The following is an 18,931-nucleotide window of genomic DNA, read 5'->3' on the forward strand; positions in this document are numbered from 1 at the left end:
AAAGTGGCTGTGGCCACATTCGTATATAGAGAAATCTCTTCTCCTATAAGGGAGATCGGTTTTCCTACTTGGAAAAAACAAACCATTTTGGAGGGAATATAAATAATGGATAGTCATAGTATAACAATGATCATTGTTATCGCAACTTTAATATTAATGTCATCTTATTTTTCAGCTACTGAAACCGCTTTTTCATCTTTAAATAGAATTCGTCTTAAAAACCTTGCAAATCATGACAAAAAAGCAAAACTGGCATTATCCTTATCGGAAAATTACGATATGCTTTTATCTACTATTCTAATCGGAAATAATATTGTCAATATTGTATCGGCATCCTTGGCCACTGTTTTGTTTGTGAAATATTATGACAATGCAGGAGTTACCATATCAACCATCGTAATGACGGTACTGGTTCTTATTTTTGGTGAAATATCTCCTAAAAGTCTTGCAAAGGAAAGTCCCGAAAGCTTTGCCATGTTTTCAGCACCCATGATTAGATTTTTTATGTTTATATTTACTCCCTTAAATTTTATCTTTATGCAATGGAAAAATATATTGTCTAAAATATTTAAGGTAAGTGAAGATAGAAGGATTACTGAGGACGAACTGTTGACCATCGTTGATGAAGCACAAAATGAAGGTGGAATTGATGAACATGAGGGAGAACTTATTCGTTCTGCTATTGAATTTAATGATCTAGATGTAAATGATGTTTTAACCCCTCGGGTGGATGTAGTCGCTGTAGATATCACTTATTCTAATGAAGAAATAGATGAACTATTTACCGAAAGTGGTTATTCTAGAATGCCCATATATAAAAATAGTATTGATAATATCATGGGCGTGCTTCATGAAAAGAATTTTAATCTTTATTTAAAAGGAAAGGGAAGATCTATTGAAGACATTATCAAACCTGTTGTCTTCGCTACCCCTACTATGAAAATTTCAAAACTATTAAAATTATTACAAAAAACAAAATGTCATATGGCAGTGATTACTGATGAATATGGGGGAACAGTAGGTATTGTTACCCTTGAAGATATTTTAGAAGAATTAGTAGGAGAAATCTGGGATGAACATGATGAAATTGTTGAGGAATTTATTAAAATAAAAGAAAATGAATATAAAATATCTTGCAGCGCAAATATTGATAAAATGTTTGAACTTTTTCATATCCATAGAGAGTATAATTCAAATACAGTCAGTGGATTTGTAATAGAAGAGCTTGGAAAAATACCCAATGAGGGTGATCAATTTATCTATGAAAATCTAAAGATAACCGTAACAAAAATTGACTTTAGACGGGTACTGGAGATAAATGTGCAAGTATTACCCGAGGAGGAATATGCTACTGGATAAAAATATTAAAATAGATATCCTGATTTCAATCTATACTGTAGTTTCATAAGATTACCATACTTTTCTAAGCATATTTTATTGACAGAAATTCATTGCTGTGATAGTATATAGAATGTGCCGGAAAAGTGGAGGGGTACCGAAGTGGTCATAACGGGGCGGTCTTGAAAACCGTTAGGGTGCAAGCCCACATGGGTTCGAATCCCATCCCCTCCGCCATAAAAAAATGGAGAAGTACTCAAGTGGCTAAAGAGGTGCCCCTGCTAAGGGTATAGGCCGGGTGACCGGTGCGAGGGTTCAAATCCCTCCTTCTCCGCCATTTTTTTTTGCCCAAAATCCTAAATCCAGTGCAATGTCATCCTCAGGAGTCTAGGACCAAGGATCTTTACCGGAAAGCTAAGGAAAAAGGAAAATATTATTTATGAAGATTTTTAGGGCTTACATAAAAGGAACCTACTTTATTAATTATGTATAGAATATAAATAAGGTTAATTTAAAAAAAGTTTGACAATAATAGATGAATAACATATAATGTATTCTAAATATCGAAAATTAAGAATAAATGAAAAACGATGAAGGGGAATAGTAGAAAGAGATAATCTTTTAGAGAGCAGAATTCACCGGCTGAAAAATTCTGTAAGTGAAGATCTTTTGAACCCACCCTAGAGTTGAAGATGAATAAGTCTTTTCCGGTTTTATACCGTTATAATAACTTGAGAGAATAGATCTATAGATCTATTAATCAGGGTGGTACCGCGAATAACCTTCGTCCCTTTAGTGGAATGAAGGTTTTTTTATTTACCTATAAAATTATCAAAACATTATTAAAATAAATAAAAGAAATGGAGGAATAGTAATGGCTAAAAATAAAGATAAAGTACAAGAGATTACCCCAATGTCAGAGGACTTTGCCCAATGGTATACAGATGTAATCTTAAAAACAGAAATGGTGGATTATGCTCCTGTAAAGGGATTTATGGTTATAAGACCTTACGGATATGCCATATGGGAAAATATTCAGTCAGCCTATGACAAAAGATTTAAAGAAACAGGACATAAAAATGTGTATTTCCCTTTATTAATTCCAGAGAGCTTACTACAAAAAGAAGCAGAACACGTAGAGGGGTTTGCCCCAGAGGTAGCTTGGGTAACCCATGGAGGACATGAAAGATTAGCAGAAAGATTATGTGTCCGTCCTACATCAGAGACCATTATTTGTAGTATGTATTCCAAGTGGTTAAAATCTTGGAGAGACCTACCCTATCTATATAACCAATGGTGTAGTGTGGTTCGCTGGGAAAAAAGTACCCGTCCTTTCCTAAGAACTTCAGAATTCCTATGGCAAGAGGGTCATACTCTTCATGAAACCTATGATGAGGCTCAGGCAGAAACTTTACAGATGTTAGATATTTACCGTGAAGTGGCAGAGGAACATATGGCTATGCCTATGATAGTAGGACAAAAAAGTGAAAGTGAAAAATTTGCTGGAGCTTTTGCTACCTATACAATGGAAGCATTGATGCATGATGGTAAAGCACTACAATCCGGTACTTCCCATAATCTAGGGCAGCATTTTACAAAGGCCTTTGATATCACTTTTACTGGTCGTAATGGTGAGTTAGAACATCCTTTCCACACTTCCTGGGGAGTATCTACAAGATTAATCGGTGGATTGATTATGGTACATGGAGATGATAATGGTTTAGTATTACCTCCAAAGATTGCTCCAACTCAAGTAGTTGTCATTCCTATTGCTCAGCATAAGGAAGGAGTACTAGATAAGGCCTATGAGATCAAAAAGCAGCTTGAAGAAGAATTTAGAGTGGAAATAGACGCCAGCGATGAATACTCACCAGGTTGGAAATTTAACCAATGGGAAATGAAAGGTGTGCCTATTCGATTGGAAATTGGACCTAGAGATATAGAGAAAAATCAGGTGGTTGTGGCGAGAAGGGACAATGGAGAAAAAACTACCCTATCTATGGATAATCTAAATAAAAGTATAGAAGAGCTACTAGAGGATATTCAACAGTCTCTTTACAATAAGGCATTAAAGATGAGACAAGAAAAAACCTTTGTTGCTAAAAATATGGAAGAGTTTAAAGAAATTATCCATGATACTCCTGGCTTTATTAAGGCCATGTGGTGTGGAGATGAAACTTGTGAGGCGAAAATAAAAGAAGAAACAAAGGCAACCATTCGTTGTATTCCTTTTGCCCAAGAGGATTTAGGAACAGATGAATGTATATGCTGTGGTAAAAAATCCGATGATATGGTTTATTTTGCAAGAGCATATTAAAAAGGAAAGAGCATAAAAAAGCAGATAGGGACTACACCCTATCTGCTTTTTTTCGTAGAGATTTTATTCTAGACCATTCCTTAAATACCCTCTGACTATGGAACTGTAAAATAATATCAGATATTTTTTTGGATGAAGGATTATCTTCTAGAGAGGAAAGATATGTAAGTTCAGTATCTGCTTGTTTTATCTCCTCTACGAATTTTAAATGCTCATAAACTGATAAAAGTCCTTCAATTAATTCATCTAATCTTTCGATTTCTTTTTCATTTTCCTGATGTATAATGGTATCCAACTGATTTAATTTGGCCTTTTTCTTTAAATCCATAATTTTTTCATGGAGCTCTTCCAGATCCACATTTTTATTCTCATAAATGACCTCATCAATATGTTGGGATAACTCATCAAAGAGATTTCCCCACTCTTTATAGGCTGATAGTATGGGCTTAGGTAATAAAATAAGATAGTTTACTGCAAGGGCAATGGCGATGCCCGCCGTAGTATCAATAATACGATTGATACTATAGGGAAGAGGATCGACTGAATGGCTTGTCATGATAGAAATGAATACCACACAGGCAATAACAATAGATCCCTGCCATTTTAAAAGATTGCATATATAAATTGTGAGAACAATGCCTATACTGATTAATAGGATACTGTCGGGGGATATTAGAGCAAATAGATAGCCTATTAAGGCCCCGGCCGTCGTACCAAAGACTCTTTCCTTCCCCTTTTTAAAAGAAGTACTAAAGGTCTCCTGCATAGTAATAATGGCAGCAATGGCTGCAAAAAAACCAGAGTTATCCGTTAAAAACCTGCCTAAAATAGTACACAGAGCAACTGCGATGGCTGTTTTTATAATTCTTGCACCTATTTTCATTTTTTTCACCTTTTCATAAAGTAAACTGTATTTAAAGAGCATAACAGGTTAATTGAATGCTATAATACATTATAATCAAAATATCAAGACAATCAACCTGGAGTTATATAGAAAGTTTTACAAAATAAAGTAATTGATTTTAACTATCATTTATGGTACTATATAATAGTTAATTAAATAGCGTATAAATGTGTGCCCATAGCTCAGCTGGATAGAGTGTCTGACTACGAATCAGAAGGTCGGGAGTTCGAATCTCTCTGGGCACACCATTTTTCATTTTATTTTTAAAAAACTTATTATGTGCCCGTAGCTCAGCAGGATAGAGCAACGGTTTCCTAAACCGTGTGCCGGAGGTTCGAATCCTCTCGGGCGCACCATTTTTTTATATTTTTCTATTTTATACTTTTCTATTCACAAGTATGGCAATAGCTTCTATCTTGTACAAGCAGGTGAGACCATGAGAAAATATATGGAGTTGGCTATAAAAGAAGCAAAAAAGGCCTTTGCCAAAGCAGAAGTGCCTATTGGTGCTGTACTGGTAAAAAATGATGAAGTGATAGCCACTGCCCATAATCTAAAAGAGATCAACAATGATCCCACCGCCCATGCTGAAATCTTAGTTATTCAAGAGGGCGCCCAAAGACTCCATACATGGCGATTAGAGGATTGTGATCTATATGTGACCGTGGAACCCTGTGCTATGTGTGCAGGAGCCATTGTACAATCCCGTATAAGGAGACTTATTATAGGGGCCATGGAGCCAAAGTTTGGAGCAGCAGGGTCTATTGTAAATATTGTTAATCATCCTAAGTTTAATCATAGAGTGGAAGTTTTTGAAGGGATTATGGAAGAAGAATGTTCCCAATTGATGAAGGATTTTTTTCTCTTATTAAGGGAAAAAAGAAACAAGTAAGTAGCCAAGGCCGCTCAAGTGAAATAGGAAGATTTGGGCCCTTGCCAGCAAGACAAACATTCCTATTTCGAGATAAATGGAGAAACAGGGGAGTTGAGTTCAATGGGCTTAACTCAAAATTCACCGGATCAATTGCTTTGAAAATGCGAAAAACCCTTGAACTTATGTAAATTTTCGGGATTTTAAAAATTTAAGTTTTTAGCGATTTCTACGGTTTTTCTACACTTTGCCTTGACTTCTATGAAAAGGCCCTGTGTATTAAAATAAAATACGGAGGTGTATCGAAGTGGTCATAACGAGCCTGACTCGAAATCAGGTTGTCCTCACGGGCACGAGAGTTCGAATCTCTCCGCCTCCGCCATGAGCCTGTTTGCGGTCAATGTCCGCAACAGGCTCTTCCTTTTTTTGAGTTTTTTACGCTCTCTTTGGAGGGCGTCTTTCCTTCTTGCATAGAAATGGATATGTCTGAATCTTTGTTATATAAGACTTTGCTGTATTCTGATAAAGTATCTCGTAGACAATCATTAAGCTGCTCCAAGTCCAGTAGGTTCTGTCACTCGGTTTCTTTCAAATATTCCATCTATTTTATCGACAGTAATGCTTCGAGCGAGAGAACCACTAGCGTGAAAAAATATCACCGTTGTGGGTCTGGAATTATACGCTACACATAAAGCGTAATTTATCCAACCATTTATTCTCTATTGTGGATGCACCCTACAACTGTAGCTAAAATGCCCTCTACTGAAAAACTTGTATCGTTGCACCGGTGGCGTAAGGCTTCAATTATTGAAAGCTGATGGTAGGGATTGGGTAGAAAATGTACGAAAGAATACCCCTGAAATGTTTGCTTAATGGCTGAAAATAAACAAAGAGAATATTCAAAATGGACGTTTCTACTTAACTAGATTGCTCTCTGACTTCACCAAATAAACTGTTTTGTTGACAGGTTTAACAATCCATAGTATAATAATGCCAATTGAATAAGATCTTCGGGGCAGGGTGAAATTCCCGACCGGTGGTACAGCCCACGAACCGCAAGGTTGATTCGGTGAGATTCCGAAGCCGACAGTATAGTCTGATAGTAGAAGATAAAGGAAGAATCGCGTTTTTGCGTGGATATTTGAATTTATGCTCTGAAATGAATGATCATTTCAGAGCTTTTGTTTTTGTATCCATGCAGCATAATTGCGATTAGCTCTATAAAAATGCCTTGAACAATTGTGTGTTCAAGGCATTTTTTATAGCATAACTTCCTAATTTGTACGCGGTAAAATCATTGTGAAATTTTCCTGCCCTGAACGTCTCGTTCAGGGCATTTTTCATTCTAAGGAGGTGCTATATGGATGAAATAGCATATATGTATCATGCAATTCAACTTGCAAGGAAAGGTTGCGGATGGGTAAACCCGAACCCCATGGTGGGTGCAGTGATTGTGAAGGACGGCAAGATCATCGGGCAGGGCTACCACAAAAAATATGGAGAGCTCCACGCAGAACGAAACGCACTGGAAAACTGCCAGACACCGGCAATTGGCGCAACCCTTTATGTGACGCTGGAACCCTGCTGTCATCATGGAAGAACGCCCCCCTGTACTGAAGCAATCATTGAAAGCGGCATCAGTCGTGTGGTAGTCGGTTCTTATGATCCCAATCCGCTGGTTGCCGGGAAAGGCATTGGAATTCTGCGCTCTCATGGCATTGAGGTAATGGAGAATGTTGTAAGGGATGAATGCGACAAGCTTAACAAAAGCTTTTTCCATTATATTCAAAATAGAACACCCTATGTGGTCATGAAATATGCGATGACCATGGACGGAAAAATCGCCACCCATACTGGTAGATCCCAATGGATTACCGGCTCGACGGCACGCCAGCGTGTGCATGAAGATCGGCACCGTTATTCTGCCATCATGGTTGGTGTAGGCACTATTCTTGAGGATGATCCCATGCTGAACTGTCGGCTGGAGAATGGCAGGAATCCGCTACGCATCATCTGCGATACCAGCCTGAGAACGCCGTTGCAAGCAAAAGTTGTCACAACAACCGATACCGCTTCTACCCTCATCGCTACGGCCATGACAGATACAAATAGGCACCAGCCGTATTTGGATGCAGGCTGTGAGATTATGGTAATTCCCCAAAAGGATAATCACATTGATTTAAACAGCTTGATGCAAAGATTGGGTGAAAAGCAGATTGATAGCCTCTTGCTGGAAGGCGGAGGTACCCTGAATTGGTCAGCCTTGCAAAGCTGCATTGTGAATAAGGTGCAGGCGTATGTTGCTCCAAAGCTTTTTGGTGGCAGCGGAAAAACTCCCGTAGAGGGTTTGGGCGTTGACCATCCAGAAAGAGCTTTTCTACTAAGCAAGCCGATCATCACACAGATTGATGAAGATATTTTGTTAGAAAGCGAGGTGATTTGGTGTTTACAGGAATCATAGAAGAAATCGGGAAAATACAAGGCATACAAAAAGGGACAAGTTCGGCCATCCTATCGGTTCAGGCATCGGAGATCATGGAGGATGTCTATCTTGGTGACAGTATTGCAGTAAATGGAGTCTGCCTTACAGTTACGTCCATTTCCCCAAACGGCTTTACTGCTGATGTGATGCATGAAACCTTAAACCGTTCCTCCCTTGGAAACTTGCGGATAGGAAACCCTGTTAATCTGGAACGGGCTATGCCCGCAAACGGCAGATTTGGCGGACATATTATTACTGGGCATATCGATGGCACCGGCACGATTCTGGATATTCGCAGAGATGATAACTCCCTTTGGTACATAATCAAAACGCCCTTACTAATTATTCGTTACATCATTGAGAAAGGCTCAATTGCTATTGACGGTATCAGTCTGACCGTAGCAAGGGTGTATAAGGACAGCTTCAGCGTTTCCATCATACCGCATACGGCTTCATCAACAACGCTATCTAGCCGACGTGTTGGGGATTTAGTTAATTTGGAAAATGACTGCATTGGAAAATATGTGGAATGCCTGATGGGAAAAGAATCGCAAAACAACAATATTACAGCCGAGTTTCTTACAAAATACGGCTTTTAGGAGGAATCAAAATGTTTCAATTTAGCACGATCGAAGAGGCGTTAGAAGATCTCCGTCTTGGAAAAATTATTCTGGTTATAGACGATGAGGACAGAGAAAACGAAGGCGATTTTATCTGCGCCGCTGAGTTTGCCACCACCGAGAACGTGAATTTTATGGCTATTCATGGGAAAGGTTTGATTTGTATGCCTATAAGTGAAGAGCTTTGCCAAAAGCTGCAATTTCCCCAAATGGTCACCGACAACAAGGATAACCACGAAACAGCGTTTACGGTATCCATTGACCATGTGGATACCGTCACGGGTATTTCGGCGGCAGAACGAAGCATCACCGCCTTGAAATGCATAGCGGATGAAAGCAAACCGGAGGACTTTCGCCGCCCTGGTCATATGTTTCCACTCCTTGCAAAGAAAAATGGCGTACTTGAGCGAAACGGACATACTGAAGCCACTGTGGATTTGATGCGGCTGGCTGGTTTAAAGGAATGCGGTCTTTGCTGCGAGATTATGCGGGAAGATGGAACCATGATGCGTACGCCGGAGCTGATGGAGCTGGCGCAGAAATGGAGCCTTAAAATGATTACCATCAAAGCTCTGCAGGAATACCGTAAGAGAAATGAAAAGTTTGCCGAGCAGGTAACCTGTACCTCTCTACCTACAAAGTATGGGAATTTCAAAGTTTACGGATACATCAGCAAGCTCAACGGGGAGCATCATGTGGCGCTGGTCAAGGGTAAGATTGGTGATGGAGAGAATTTGTTATGCCGTGTTCATTCCGAGTGCCTAACTGGAGATACGTTCGGCTCCACGCGCTGTGATTGCGGTCAGCAGTTTGCGGCAGCCATGATGCAAATTGAAAAAGAAGGACGGGGAATTCTGCTTTACATGCGTCAGGAGGGTCGTGGTATTGGTCTGATTAATAAACTGCGCGCCTATGCGCTTCAGGACCAAGGCATGGATACTTTGGAAGCGAATCTTGCCCTTGGCTTTCCGGGAGATATGCGGGAATATTTCATCGGTGCACAGATTTTGCATGACCTTGGAGCCAAGACCTTGCGCCTACTCACCAATAATCCGGATAAGGTTTATCAGCTTTCCGAGTTCGGCATAGAAATCACTGAGCGTGTTCCGATTCAAATGGACGCTACTGATCATGACTTATTCTATCTGGAAACTAAGCAGAAAAAAATGGGCCATATTTTACATTATTAAGTGAAAAAGGAGATTATAACAATGAAAACTTTTGAAGGTAAACTTGTATCCAAGGACATTCGAATGGGTATTGTTGTCGCACGGTTTAATGAATTTATTACAAGCAAGCTGCTGAGTGGCGCTCTTGATGGGTTGAAACGTCATGAGGTCAGTGAGGACAGCATTGATATTGCATGGGTTCCCGGAGCATTTGAAATTCCGCTCATTGCTTCTAAAATGGCGAAAAGTGGAAAATATGACGCAGTCATCTGCCTTGGTGCCGTGATTCGTGGCAACACCACCCACTATGACTATGTGTGCAGCGAGATATCCAAGGGTATCGCGCATGTATCCCTGAACAGCGATATTCCGGTCATGTTCGGCGTGTTGACAACAGAAAATATTGAGCAGGCGATTGAACGGGCTGGCACTAAGGCTGGAAACAAGGGCTTCGACTGTGCGGTTGGCGCAATTGAAATGGTAAACCTGATTCGAGAGATGCAAGGCCTATATGGCGAATTTGATTTTTGATTATGATGGTATCTTAATAAAGAATGAACATTTTGATAAATTACGCTTTATGAAGCTAAGTACAATTCACGCCTCCTTTGGCTCATTCTATTATGCTATAAAAGAAATTGAAGGAAACTGGTATAAGATACCTTATCTTGAATAAGAACACACCATAGCATAGAATGATATTGGATATGAAGTTGAAATTTCTAACTGGGAATGGCTTCATGGTACTTTAAAAGCAGGAATATACTGTTTTATAAATAAGATAATAGGGTGTGAGAGTCGATCCAGATTGTCGCGCCCTGTTCTTGTAATTGTATTCAAAACCATCGTTTGGTTATAGTATTATTATTTGAGCAGACTAATTCGTCCATCTAACAGTGATTTTTTTCTCTCTACCGCTGAGCATTTTGTTTTATCTGAACTAATCTTCAAAATATCGCTGGATGGCTTGTGCGATATATTTTGAGCTTCCTTTGCCCCAACGGCTATCCGTTTCACCTATCAATTCATTATTCTGCAAATAGGTGTCTGCAAGTTTCAATAGTACAGAACCAACATCATCACGTTTAGCGATTTCTTTCCAGTGTGCTTCCAGCCTTTTGATTGCTTGCCTTTCTAAAACCTCGTCTTTTGTGTTTTTCGCTTGGATAATCTGATGATAAATTTTTTCTTCATCATCTTTGCGGAACGTGTTATCCCAGACTCCAGATATAAACGCTTGCACAGCCTTTTCTTGACTTCCATAGCCTTTAATCATGCCATCTGCTATATATTGGTTTTTCAAGATTGTGGCAACGTATTTTCCATATTTTTCTATACTGCCAAAGGGATTAAGCTGTCCAGTCGGGTCATCTTCAGATATACGTTTTACAGCTTGTTCCACCATTTTTTGTATATCATCATCAGCAAATACCTTAAAGTTTGTCGTGCTGATGTCCCTCATTATATGAGTGATGGAGTCTATAATACCATCTAAGCGATTCCTTTTTAGTTCTAATAATAATTTTTGCGTTCCCAATAATTGCTTTTTATCAACATTGGGATTTTCTAAAATAGACTTTATGTCTGTCAATGGGATTTCCAATTCTCGAAAAAATAATATCTGTTGCAGTTTTTCTAAGGCTCTATCATCATAAAGTCGATAATTCGCTTCGGTTAGTGCCGTTGGTTTTAAAAGCCCAATTTCATCATAATACCTCAATGCTCTTATACTTATTCCAGTCATTTCTGAAACTTCTTTTACAGTTCTCATAGGGCTAACCTCCTTTGATTAATTCTATTGTAAAGCATACCGTGGCGAGAGAGTCAATGCATTTAATAATTTTAAAAGTATACCACAAAATAGCATTTGCAAAATATCGGCTTTTTTATATACCGTTTAGCAACTTGAAGTAATTGCTTGAGTTTTTCCTTATACTAATTTTCCACTATGGTTTCAATAAATCCCTTCCAGAAAACAAAAGAGCCAGAGAATTGAATTGCATCCTCACACTCCGATTCTTTAACTGAATTTTGGGCTGAAATGTTTAATTTTATAAGTTATAATTTATAAAAGCGGATAAAGGGTATTTTCGGTAAGACGTATCTTTTTTTGATGAGATTCAGGAAGTGGTTGGTTGGGAAAAGTGCATCAATTCCTTTCGAGTTGAATTTGACTGTGACTGTGATATCTATATCACTAGCTCAAATGCCAAGTTGCTTTCGGGAGAGCTAGCTACATACCTTGCAGGGAGGTATGTAGAGTTTTCAGAGCTATATCATACTGTTTTTCCTGATTCTGATTCGAGAACGATGTTTACTCGATATCTGACCGCCGGCGGAATGCCGTATTTGAGCAACCTCCGTTATGCCGAGCAACCGAGCTATCAGTATCTGCAAGACCTCTATAACTCTGTTGTCCTTAAAGATGTCGTAAAACGCAATAGCACCCGGGATGTTGATTTGCTGGAGGGAATCACCGCATATATTACGGCAAATGTCGGGACGATTTTCTCCGCCACAGCAATTTCAAAACATCTGAAAAGTGAGGGATGTACTGTTGCACCTGAAACAATATTGAACTACATTAAGGCTTGCGAGGATGCTTTTCTATTCTACCGTGTCCGCAGGCAGAATTTGCAGGGAAAGAAAATTCTCACTGCCAATGAAAAATACTACATTACTGATCACGGAATCAGGGAGGCGGTTTTCGGGGGGAATATGAAGGATATTAACTTATTTTTGAGAATATTGTATATATGGAACTCTTGCGGCGAGGGTATAAAGTCACAGTTGGAAAAGTAGGAGAAAAAGAGATAGATTTTATTGCTGAAAAGCAAACTCAAAAACTCTATGTTCAGGTGACCTATCTGCTTGCATCTGAGGAAACCATCCAGCGTGAATTCGGGGGTATATAATACCCTTAGGGATAACTTTCCCAAGTATGTTGTGTCCTATGATGAATTTGATATGAGCAGAAATGATTTGAAACATATAAGTGTACACGAGTTTTTACTGTAGAGCAATGGAGCGAATAAACAAGAATTTGCACGGAGGGATACCATGGATAATAAAGAAAACTTACTTTTATATTTAGATAAAGTCCATTCAACTGAGATGGGTATGGATAGGATAAAAAGAAACCTTAATTTAGATACAGATGATGTTGTAGAATGGTGTAAAAATAAAATTCAAGATGTCAATTGTACTGTAAGTAAAAAAGGAAAAAACTATTATGTAACTATTGATGATTTTATAATAACTGTAAATGCACACAGTTATACAATTATTACGGCGCACAAAAATAAGCACAAATAATAAACTTCAATTTATCAGCCAAGCCATAGGTAACATCGTTTGTCCTAAAAATTTTTTTGCATTGTTATTTTAGAAAGACATAGCATTTCCGCCAAGGGGAAACTATGTCTTTGTTTATTGGGAAGAAAATGATATTATGGGTAAAAGTCTGCTACTTTATAGGAGCAAACATGAATCGGAACTGCTGCTGATGAATATTTGGGGAGGCGAGAAGGGTGCCAAGGGATTGGATGTTTAGAGGTGATAATTATATCTGTAACTTTAGAAGTGTTGGTGTATTAATAAGAAACAACAAAATTCTAGTACAAAGGGATAAAGATGGTTCAGAATATGCTTTGCCGGGAGGACATGTCAAAATTGGAGAATCTTCAATTGATTCCTTAATTAGAGAGTATCGAGAAGAGACCGGGGCGGATATTCTCTGTGAAAGATTGATATGGACGGAAGAATGTTTCTGGGAATGGAATAAAAAGTCAGCAAATACAATTGCATTTTATTACCTGATAGCCTTACGCAATGATACGGATATTCCAGACAATGGTGAGTTTATTTCACAAAAAGACAACAGTAATGTTGTATTGGGATGGCTTCCTTTGGATGAACTTAAATCTTTGACGATATATCCTTCATTTCTGAAGGAAAAAGTATTTAATATAAATAATTATACAGAACATTTCATAAGTAAAGAGTAGTCCAACAAAGTGAGCATGAGAACCAAAAAACTACAGTTTATCACTAACTAGGGCGGAATAATTTGTCCTAACAGCAAAAATCTTTTTTAGGATTACTCCAAAATACAGAGTATCTCCATCAAGAGAAAGCTGTATATTTTTTATACATAGATCATAGCCTTTGTGAGGCTAACCTACCTTGTCATTTACTTTAAATCAATGTCAATGGCAGAGTATGCTGTGGTTTGTGTGCTATAAAAGCACTGGGTCTTAAAGTATCTTGAGGTTATTTCCCAAGTTGTTTTTCTACACTTCTCTCTGAAAATCGTAAAATTGGGGGGGAAGAGTGCTATAGGCTAAAATCAAGGCTAATGCCGAAAAAGCCTTTTTTTATTTTTTTGAGAGTCCATGTGTCAAGGGGATAGAGTTGTTGATACATCATCATAAGGAATAAAAGTAAAGAATATGGGAATGATAGCCAAGGAAACCAAGTTTTTGTTTATAAATAAAAATAGGCATTACATCAACATCCAGAGAATATAATACTGTATGTTACAAAAAGTTGACAAATCGAAACAAAAAAGATACTATTATCTGGATCCTACAAAACATCTATGTTTTGTAAAAAAATAGGAGGTAGTACAATGAATAAAATCCTAAAGAAGGAGATTTTTAAAAAGAAATCTACTCAACTCCTTCTGATCATACTAGCTGTTACAGTTTTATCTCTTACAGCAGTAGGGTACCATTTATCCTTCAAAAAAGTAACTATTCTAGATGAGGGAAAAGAGCTAGAAGTAAAATCTCGTAAAGATACTATAGAAGAAGTATTAGAAGAACAGGGAATTTCCTATATTCCTGAAGATGTAATTACCCCAACTTTGGAAAGCAAACTAGAAGACGACATAACGATTACTATAGAAAGAGCTGTAAAAGTATCCATTCTGGCAGACGATAAAACTTATGATTTATTGACTCCTGTAGAGACAGTGGCAGACGCTTTAAATCAAGCAAAGATTGAATTAGGCGAAAAAGATGACGTATACCCAAGTCTGGATAAACCTTTAAAACAAGGATTGAATATTCAGGTGGTAAGGGCTATACCCATTGTCATTGAAGTGGATGGGGAGAAAACAGAATTATTGACTACGGCCTCCAATGTGAAAGAGGTAATGGAGGAAGCGGAGATAAGTCTGGGAGAGAAGGATAAGATTAATCATGATCTAGAGACTAAGATTGAAAAAGACTTACAAATAAAAATTACTCGAGTAAAAGAAAAGACCATCACAGAAAAAGAAGATATTGATTTTAAAACAGTTCGAAAAAATTCTTCTTCTTTGTACAAAGGAACCAATAAAGTAGTCCAAAAAGGGCAAAAAGGAACCTTAGAAAAAGAAATACAAGTTACTTATGAAGATGGAAAAGAAGTAAATCGAAAAACCATAAATGAAAAAACCATCAAAAAAGCAGTGGATCAAATTATAGAAGTAGGCACAAAGGCCAAACCAGCTCCTAAAGCTAGTAGAGGCGGTACTCCTTCTAGGGGATCTAGTAGTAATGGCAAGGTAACTCGTACACTAAAAGTAGTTGCCACAGCCTATAGTTCTGAAGATCCTGGAGTGGGCAATCGTACCAGTACAGGAGCAACTCTTAAAAAAGGTGTTATCGCAGTAGACCCTAGCGTTATTCCTTATTATACAAGACTTTATGTACCAGGATATGGCTTTGGTCAGGCACTAGATACTGGTAGTGCTATTAAAGGAAATAGAATAGATTTAGCCTTTGGCAGCAGAGCAGAGGCCCTTAGATATGGTAGAAAAACAGTGACCATTCAAATACATGGAAAATAAGTATACAATTTAAAAGGCCAATAGGAAAATCCTATTGGCTTTTTTTATACTCTAGGGACATTTCTTCCATAAAATATTTCTTGCATTTCTTTTCTCAATTTCTTCTTAATGGTTTTAACTTCCTTAGGAGAAAAGTCGCTTTCCTCTACTCCAAACAAATAATTATTAAGGTCAAAATCCTTTAAAAGCATTTTGGTATGAAAAATATTTTCCTGATAGACATTGACATCAATCATCTGATATTTATTGCTAGTATTTCGATCAATAAAGTTTTGTATAGAATTTATTTTATGATCAATGAATATTTTTCTACCCTTTACATTTCTGGTGAAGCCCCTTACCCGATAATCTATGGTCATAATATCTGAGTCAAAGGAGTGAATAAGATAATTGAGGGCCTTTAAGGGAGAGATTCTTCCACAGGTAGAAACATCGATATCTGCTCTAAAGGTACAAATCCCATCATGGGGGTGGCTTTCTGGATAAGTATGAACAGTGATATGGCTTTTATCCAAATGTCCCACTACTGATTGGGGAAGGGGACCAGGGCTCTCGGATTTAAATTCCTCTAAGTCTTCTAGAGTACGTATAGGTTCTTCTGAAATCAGCATAGTCACACTTGCTCCTTGGGGTTCATAATCTTGCTTGGCGATATTTAATATATTGGCCCCAATGATATCTGATACATTGGATAAGATATCCGTTAATCTTTGGGCATTATATTGCTCATCTATATATTCAATATATTCTTTACGGTGCTCTTCGGTATTGGCATAACAGATATCATACATATTGAAACTAAGAGATTTTGTTAAATTATTAAAACCATGAAGTTTTAATTTTTTGTCCGCTTTAAGAACCATTTTTTGCCTCCCTAAAATTCTTGATATATTCATTTTTCCCTTAATAACAAATTATAAACTACACTATATGGAGATGTAAATAGAATAAGTATAGATAGAGACAGAGAATTCATTAGAGGCTTTATCCATTTATTTCTTGTGTAATAGACTTGACAGAGGAATAAAAAGTACGTATAATATAGATCTGTGAGGAAGAAAAATAACTCACATCATAAGTTTTGGAGAGATGTCTGAGCTGGCTGAAGGAGCTCGCCTGGAAAGCGGGTGTGCGGCACAAACCGTACCGAGGGTTCGAATCCCTCTCTCTCCGCCATTAAATGTTAGAACCTTGAATAAGAGGTTTTTTTCATCTCTAAAACAAGTTTCATTAAAGTTGATATTAAGTTTGGTCGTACTAGATGGGGAGGTAGCGGTGCCCTATAACCTGCAATCCGCTATAGCAGGATTGAATTCCTACCCTAGATTTTGATTCTGTGGAGTCTGCCCTGAGTAAGTGGTGTTGAAGATCGGGTCCTGCGCAACGGAAATTCATGAACCCCGTCAGATCCGGAAGGAAGCAGCGGTAAGTGAACCCTTCCGTGTGCCGCAGGTTAGCCTGATTGGAGCTAACTGCCCAGGTAACGTCTGGAGGATCATTACCGAAGGTAGGTGTACGGCCTTTAAAATTTATAAATGCAAAAGGATAGAGAAGATTCTCTATCCTTTTTACGTATTTATCATAGAAAAATAAGAGAAGAGCCAAAGGATTAAGGGTTTGCTTTTATGGTATAATGGGAAATAATAAAAAAGATATCAAGGAAAGTGTGGGGAAGATTGTGAGTTATATAGCTTTATACAGAAAATGGCGGCCAAAAACCTTTGAAGATGTGGTGGGACAAGAACATATTACCACCACCTTAAAAAATCAAATACTTTTCAATCGTATTGCCCATGCTTATCTTTTTAGTGGTACCAGGGGAACGGGAAAGACCTCTACAGCTAAAATCTTTGCTAGAGCAGTAAATTGCCCTCATCATATTCAGGGGGATCCCTGCCATCAATGTGAAGTATGTAAAGAAATTGAAAGCTCAGGTGTTATGGACATTATTGAAATAGATGCTGCCTCTAACAGAGGTGTTGATGAAATTAGAGACCTAAGAGAAAGGGTAAAGTATCCTCCCTCTCTAGGACGCTATAAAGTATATATCATTGATGAAGTGCATATGCTCACTCAAGAGGCCTTTAATGCTCTACTAAAAACTTTAGAGGAACCACCTAAGCACGTCATCTTTATTTTGGCCACTACAGAACCGCACAAATTGCCTGCTACCATATTGTCCAGATGCCAGCGTTTTGATTTTAAACGAGTGACCCTAAAGGACATGGTTGGAAGGATGGAATATATCTGCCGAGAAATGGATATTTCCATTGAAGAAAAGGCCCTAGAACTTATTGCCAAAAATGCCGAGGGCGCCATGAGAGATGCCCTCAGTATATTGGATCAATGTCTATCCCTAGTAGAAGAAAATCAAACCATTACCTATGAAAATATTACCGATACCTTAGGACTGGCATCGGAGAGCTGGGTTTATGATATTGCTGGTAGTATTTTAAAGCAGGATATAAGAAACACCCTTTCACTGCTCCATGAGATGATGGATAATGGTAAAGATATCCTTCAAATGGTCAAACAGCTTAGGGAGCATTTTCGTAATCTTCTCATGGTAAAAACCCTCTCCCAGGCAGAGAATATTTTAGAAATGACTGCAGAACAAATAGAAAGCCTTAAAAATCAGGGAGAAGAAATTATAGAAGAAAGATTGTTTCGATTTATAGATCATTTAAATCAAGTAGAAAATAAAATGAAAACCACTAGTCAACCAGTGATTATATTAGAAATGGAATTAATCAATCTTTGTAAACAACCTAAGGGCGAATCTTTAGAAAGCCTATTGGAGAGAATATCCATTCTAGAGAAAAAAATACAGGACGGGATGGTCACCCAAGCCAGCCCATCCCCAAGGGTTACTCCTACTCCTACTCCCCCTCCCCCATCAAGGCCTAAAGTCCAACCAACTCCTTCCCCAACTCGGACATCTGTGCCACCCCAAGGGGAAGAACAGGAGACATTACAAAGAAATGATTCATTGACCAAGGAAAATATCCAAGAAAAATGGGGGGATATCCTAAGGGAAGTAAGGAAGAGAAAAGTATCTGTAGAAGCTCTGTTAAAGGAAGGGCAACTTGCACAATATGACAAAGGCAAATTATTGCTTGGTTTTAAAGAAGGATTTGGTTTTCACCAAACAGCCCTTTCTAGAAAAGATAATCTCGGTCTACTACAGCAGGTAATATCCCAGGTGATGAACTCTGCCATTAAGGTAGAGTGCGTCATGATGGACCAAATCACTTTTTCAGGACAGGAAGAAGTAGATATTGTGGATAAAACCATAGAAATTTTCGGAGAAGATGTAGTGGAAATTGTGGAGGAAAAGTAGAAAAGAAAGGCTGTTATGCTATAATAAAAGTATTATAATAAAAATTGCTAAACA

15 protein-coding genes, 6 tRNA genes, 1 other RNA gene, 1 riboswitch and 1 other annotated feature are annotated in these 18,931 nt (G+C 38.1%); of the genes, 19 read left to right on the plus strand and 3 right to left on the minus strand.

The genetic code is table 11. The annotated features are described in order from the left end of the window. Nucleotides 1–105: 105 nt before the first annotated feature. The 4 genes from NSA47_RS13310 to proS all read left to right on the plus strand — a co-directional run bounded on the left by NSA47_RS13310 (nt 106) and on the right by proS (nt 3,655). Nucleotides 106–1,359, plus strand: coding sequence for an HlyC/CorC family transporter (locus NSA47_RS13310; protein ID WP_257532779.1), 1,254 nt, complete (start codon nt 106–108; stop codon nt 1,357–1,359). Nucleotides 1,360–1,486: 127 nt separating this feature from the next. Next, a tRNA-Ser gene (locus NSA47_RS13315) sits at nt 1,487–1,575 on the plus strand. Between the two features lie 9 nt (nt 1,576–1,584). Continuing rightward, nucleotides 1,585–1,675, plus strand: a tRNA-Ser gene (locus NSA47_RS13320). 244 nt (nt 1,676–1,919) lie between these two features. Continuing rightward, nucleotides 1,920–2,133: a binding site (T-box leader), on the plus strand. 79 nt (nt 2,134–2,212) lie between these two features. Then, entirely contained in the window at nt 2,213–3,655 is a 1,443-nt protein-coding gene (gene proS, locus NSA47_RS13325; protein ID WP_257532781.1) for a proline--tRNA ligase, read from the plus strand. Nucleotides 3,656–3,686: 31 nt separating this feature from the next. Here the strand turns inward: proS and NSA47_RS13330 are convergent, their stop codons facing one another. Beyond that, on the minus strand, nt 3,687–4,538 hold the full coding sequence (locus tag NSA47_RS13330) for an FUSC family protein (RefSeq protein WP_257532783.1): 852 nt from the start codon (nt 4,536–4,538) through the stop codon (nt 3,687–3,689). A 192-nt stretch (nt 4,539–4,730) separates the two neighbouring features. Between NSA47_RS13330 and NSA47_RS13335 the strand changes: the two genes are divergently transcribed. The 8 genes from NSA47_RS13335 to ribH all read left to right on the plus strand — a co-directional run bounded on the left by NSA47_RS13335 (nt 4,731) and on the right by ribH (nt 10,232). After that, nucleotides 4,731–4,807: transfer RNA gene (locus NSA47_RS13335), tRNA-Arg, on the plus strand. A gap of 31 nt (nt 4,808–4,838) precedes the next feature. Then, nucleotides 4,839–4,915: transfer RNA gene (locus NSA47_RS13340), tRNA-Arg, on the plus strand. Between the two features lie 80 nt (nt 4,916–4,995). Further along, the gene (gene tadA, locus NSA47_RS13345; RefSeq protein ID WP_257532785.1) at nt 4,996–5,451 is read left to right on the plus strand and encodes a tRNA adenosine(34) deaminase TadA; all 456 of its coding nucleotides are present in this window, start codon (nt 4,996–4,998) and stop codon (nt 5,449–5,451) included. A gap of 272 nt (nt 5,452–5,723) precedes the next feature. Beyond that, nucleotides 5,724–5,812, plus strand: a tRNA-Ser gene (locus NSA47_RS13350). Nucleotides 5,813–6,432: 620 nt separating this feature from the next. Further along, a riboswitch (FMN riboswitch) is annotated at nt 6,433–6,545 on the plus strand. Nucleotides 6,546–6,790: 245 nt separating this feature from the next. Continuing rightward, nucleotides 6,791–7,891 (plus strand): bifunctional diaminohydroxyphosphoribosylaminopyrimidine deaminase/5-amino-6-(5-phosphoribosylamino)uracil reductase RibD, encoded by a 1,101-nt coding sequence (ribD, locus tag NSA47_RS13355; RefSeq protein WP_257532788.1) that lies wholly within the window; start codon nt 6,791–6,793, stop codon nt 7,889–7,891. After that, nucleotides 7,873–8,511 carry a riboflavin synthase gene (locus NSA47_RS13360; RefSeq protein WP_257532790.1) on the plus strand — a complete coding sequence of 213 codons (639 nt, stop codon included), beginning with the start codon at nt 7,873–7,875 and terminating at the stop codon, nt 8,509–8,511. The genes ribD and NSA47_RS13360 overlap by 19 nt, the downstream gene beginning before the upstream one ends. Before the next feature lie 11 nt (nt 8,512–8,522). Further along, the gene (locus NSA47_RS13365; RefSeq protein ID WP_257532792.1) at nt 8,523–9,722 is read left to right on the plus strand and encodes a bifunctional 3,4-dihydroxy-2-butanone-4-phosphate synthase/GTP cyclohydrolase II; all 1,200 of its coding nucleotides are present in this window, start codon (nt 8,523–8,525) and stop codon (nt 9,720–9,722) included. 21 nt (nt 9,723–9,743) lie between these two features. Further along, nucleotides 9,744–10,232, plus strand: coding sequence for a 6,7-dimethyl-8-ribityllumazine synthase (gene ribH, locus NSA47_RS13370; RefSeq protein ID WP_257532794.1), 489 nt, complete (start codon nt 9,744–9,746; stop codon nt 10,230–10,232). A 409-nt stretch (nt 10,233–10,641) separates the two neighbouring features. On the opposite strand, the gene NSA47_RS13375 is transcribed toward ribH, so the two are convergent. Next, the gene (locus NSA47_RS13375) at nt 10,642–11,472 is read right to left on the minus strand and encodes a MerR family transcriptional regulator (protein ID WP_257532796.1); all 831 of its coding nucleotides are present in this window, start codon (nt 11,470–11,472) and stop codon (nt 10,642–10,644) included. Between the two features lie 356 nt (nt 11,473–11,828). Here NSA47_RS13375 and NSA47_RS13380 point away from each other — a divergent pair, with 356 nt between their 5' ends. From NSA47_RS13380 to NSA47_RS13395, 4 genes are all read left to right on the plus strand, one after another. Further along, nucleotides 11,829–12,503, plus strand: coding sequence for an ATP-binding protein (locus NSA47_RS13380; protein WP_444546814.1), 675 nt, complete (start codon nt 11,829–11,831; stop codon nt 12,501–12,503). Between the two features lie 258 nt (nt 12,504–12,761). Continuing rightward, on the plus strand, nt 12,762–13,016 hold the full coding sequence (locus tag NSA47_RS13385; RefSeq protein WP_257532798.1) for a DUF3781 domain-containing protein: 255 nt from the start codon (nt 12,762–12,764) through the stop codon (nt 13,014–13,016). A gap of 215 nt (nt 13,017–13,231) precedes the next feature. Further along, the gene (locus tag NSA47_RS13390; RefSeq protein WP_257532800.1) at nt 13,232–13,708 is read left to right on the plus strand and encodes an NUDIX hydrolase; all 477 of its coding nucleotides are present in this window, start codon (nt 13,232–13,234) and stop codon (nt 13,706–13,708) included. A 623-nt stretch (nt 13,709–14,331) separates the two neighbouring features. Then, entirely contained in the window at nt 14,332–15,537 is a 1,206-nt protein-coding gene (locus tag NSA47_RS13395; RefSeq protein ID WP_257532802.1) for a ubiquitin-like domain-containing protein, read from the plus strand. A gap of 44 nt (nt 15,538–15,581) precedes the next feature. Here the strand turns inward: NSA47_RS13395 and speD are convergent, their stop codons facing one another. Next, nucleotides 15,582–16,400, minus strand: coding sequence for an adenosylmethionine decarboxylase (gene speD / locus NSA47_RS13400; RefSeq protein ID WP_257532804.1), 819 nt, complete (start codon nt 16,398–16,400; stop codon nt 15,582–15,584). A gap of 220 nt (nt 16,401–16,620) precedes the next feature. Here speD and NSA47_RS13405 point away from each other — a divergent pair. From NSA47_RS13405 to dnaX, 3 genes are all read left to right on the plus strand, one after another. Then, nucleotides 16,621–16,713: transfer RNA gene (locus tag NSA47_RS13405), tRNA-Ser, on the plus strand. Nucleotides 16,714–16,789: 76 nt separating this feature from the next. Then, an RNA gene (gene ffs / locus NSA47_RS13410) (signal recognition particle sRNA large type) lies at nt 16,790–17,056 on the plus strand. 114 nt (nt 17,057–17,170) lie between these two features. Beyond that, nucleotides 17,171–18,877, plus strand: coding sequence for a DNA polymerase III subunit gamma/tau (dnaX, locus tag NSA47_RS13415; RefSeq protein ID WP_257532806.1), 1,707 nt, complete (start codon nt 17,171–17,173; stop codon nt 18,875–18,877). The last annotated feature ends 54 nt before the right edge of the window (nt 18,878–18,931 follow it).

The organism is Irregularibacter muris (assembly GCF_024622505.1).
GTDB lineage: Bacteria > Bacillota > Clostridia > Eubacteriales > Garciellaceae > Irregularibacter > Irregularibacter muris.

Excerpts from the sequence above, each read along its gene's own strand:
- NSA47_RS13310 (WP_257532779.1), top strand. The coding sequence starts at position 106 with ATGGATAGTCATAGTATAACAATGATCATTGTTATCGCAACTTTAATA.
- proS (WP_257532781.1), top strand. The coding sequence starts at position 2,213 with ATGGCTAAAAATAAAGATAAAGTACAAGAGATTACCCCAATGTCAGAG.
- NSA47_RS13330 (WP_257532783.1), bottom strand. The coding sequence starts at position 4,538 with ATGAAAATAGGTGCAAGAATTATAAAAACAGCCATCGCAGTTGCTCTG.
- tadA (WP_257532785.1), top strand. The coding sequence starts at position 4,996 with ATGAGAAAATATATGGAGTTGGCTATAAAAGAAGCAAAAAAGGCCTTT.
- ribD (WP_257532788.1), top strand. The coding sequence starts at position 6,791 with ATGGATGAAATAGCATATATGTATCATGCAATTCAACTTGCAAGGAAA.
- NSA47_RS13365 (WP_257532792.1), top strand. The coding sequence starts at position 8,523 with ATGTTTCAATTTAGCACGATCGAAGAGGCGTTAGAAGATCTCCGTCTT.
- ribH (WP_257532794.1), top strand. The coding sequence starts at position 9,744 with ATGAAAACTTTTGAAGGTAAACTTGTATCCAAGGACATTCGAATGGGT.
- NSA47_RS13375 (WP_257532796.1), bottom strand. The coding sequence starts at position 11,472 with ATGAGAACTGTAAAAGAAGTTTCAGAAATGACTGGAATAAGTATAAGA.
- NSA47_RS13385 (WP_257532798.1), top strand. The coding sequence starts at position 12,762 with ATGGATAATAAAGAAAACTTACTTTTATATTTAGATAAAGTCCATTCA.
- NSA47_RS13395 (WP_257532802.1), top strand. The coding sequence starts at position 14,332 with ATGAATAAAATCCTAAAGAAGGAGATTTTTAAAAAGAAATCTACTCAA.
- speD (WP_257532804.1), bottom strand. The coding sequence starts at position 16,400 with ATGGTTCTTAAAGCGGACAAAAAATTAAAACTTCATGGTTTTAATAAT.
- dnaX (WP_257532806.1), top strand. The coding sequence starts at position 17,171 with ATGGGAAATAATAAAAAAGATATCAAGGAAAGTGTGGGGAAGATTGTG.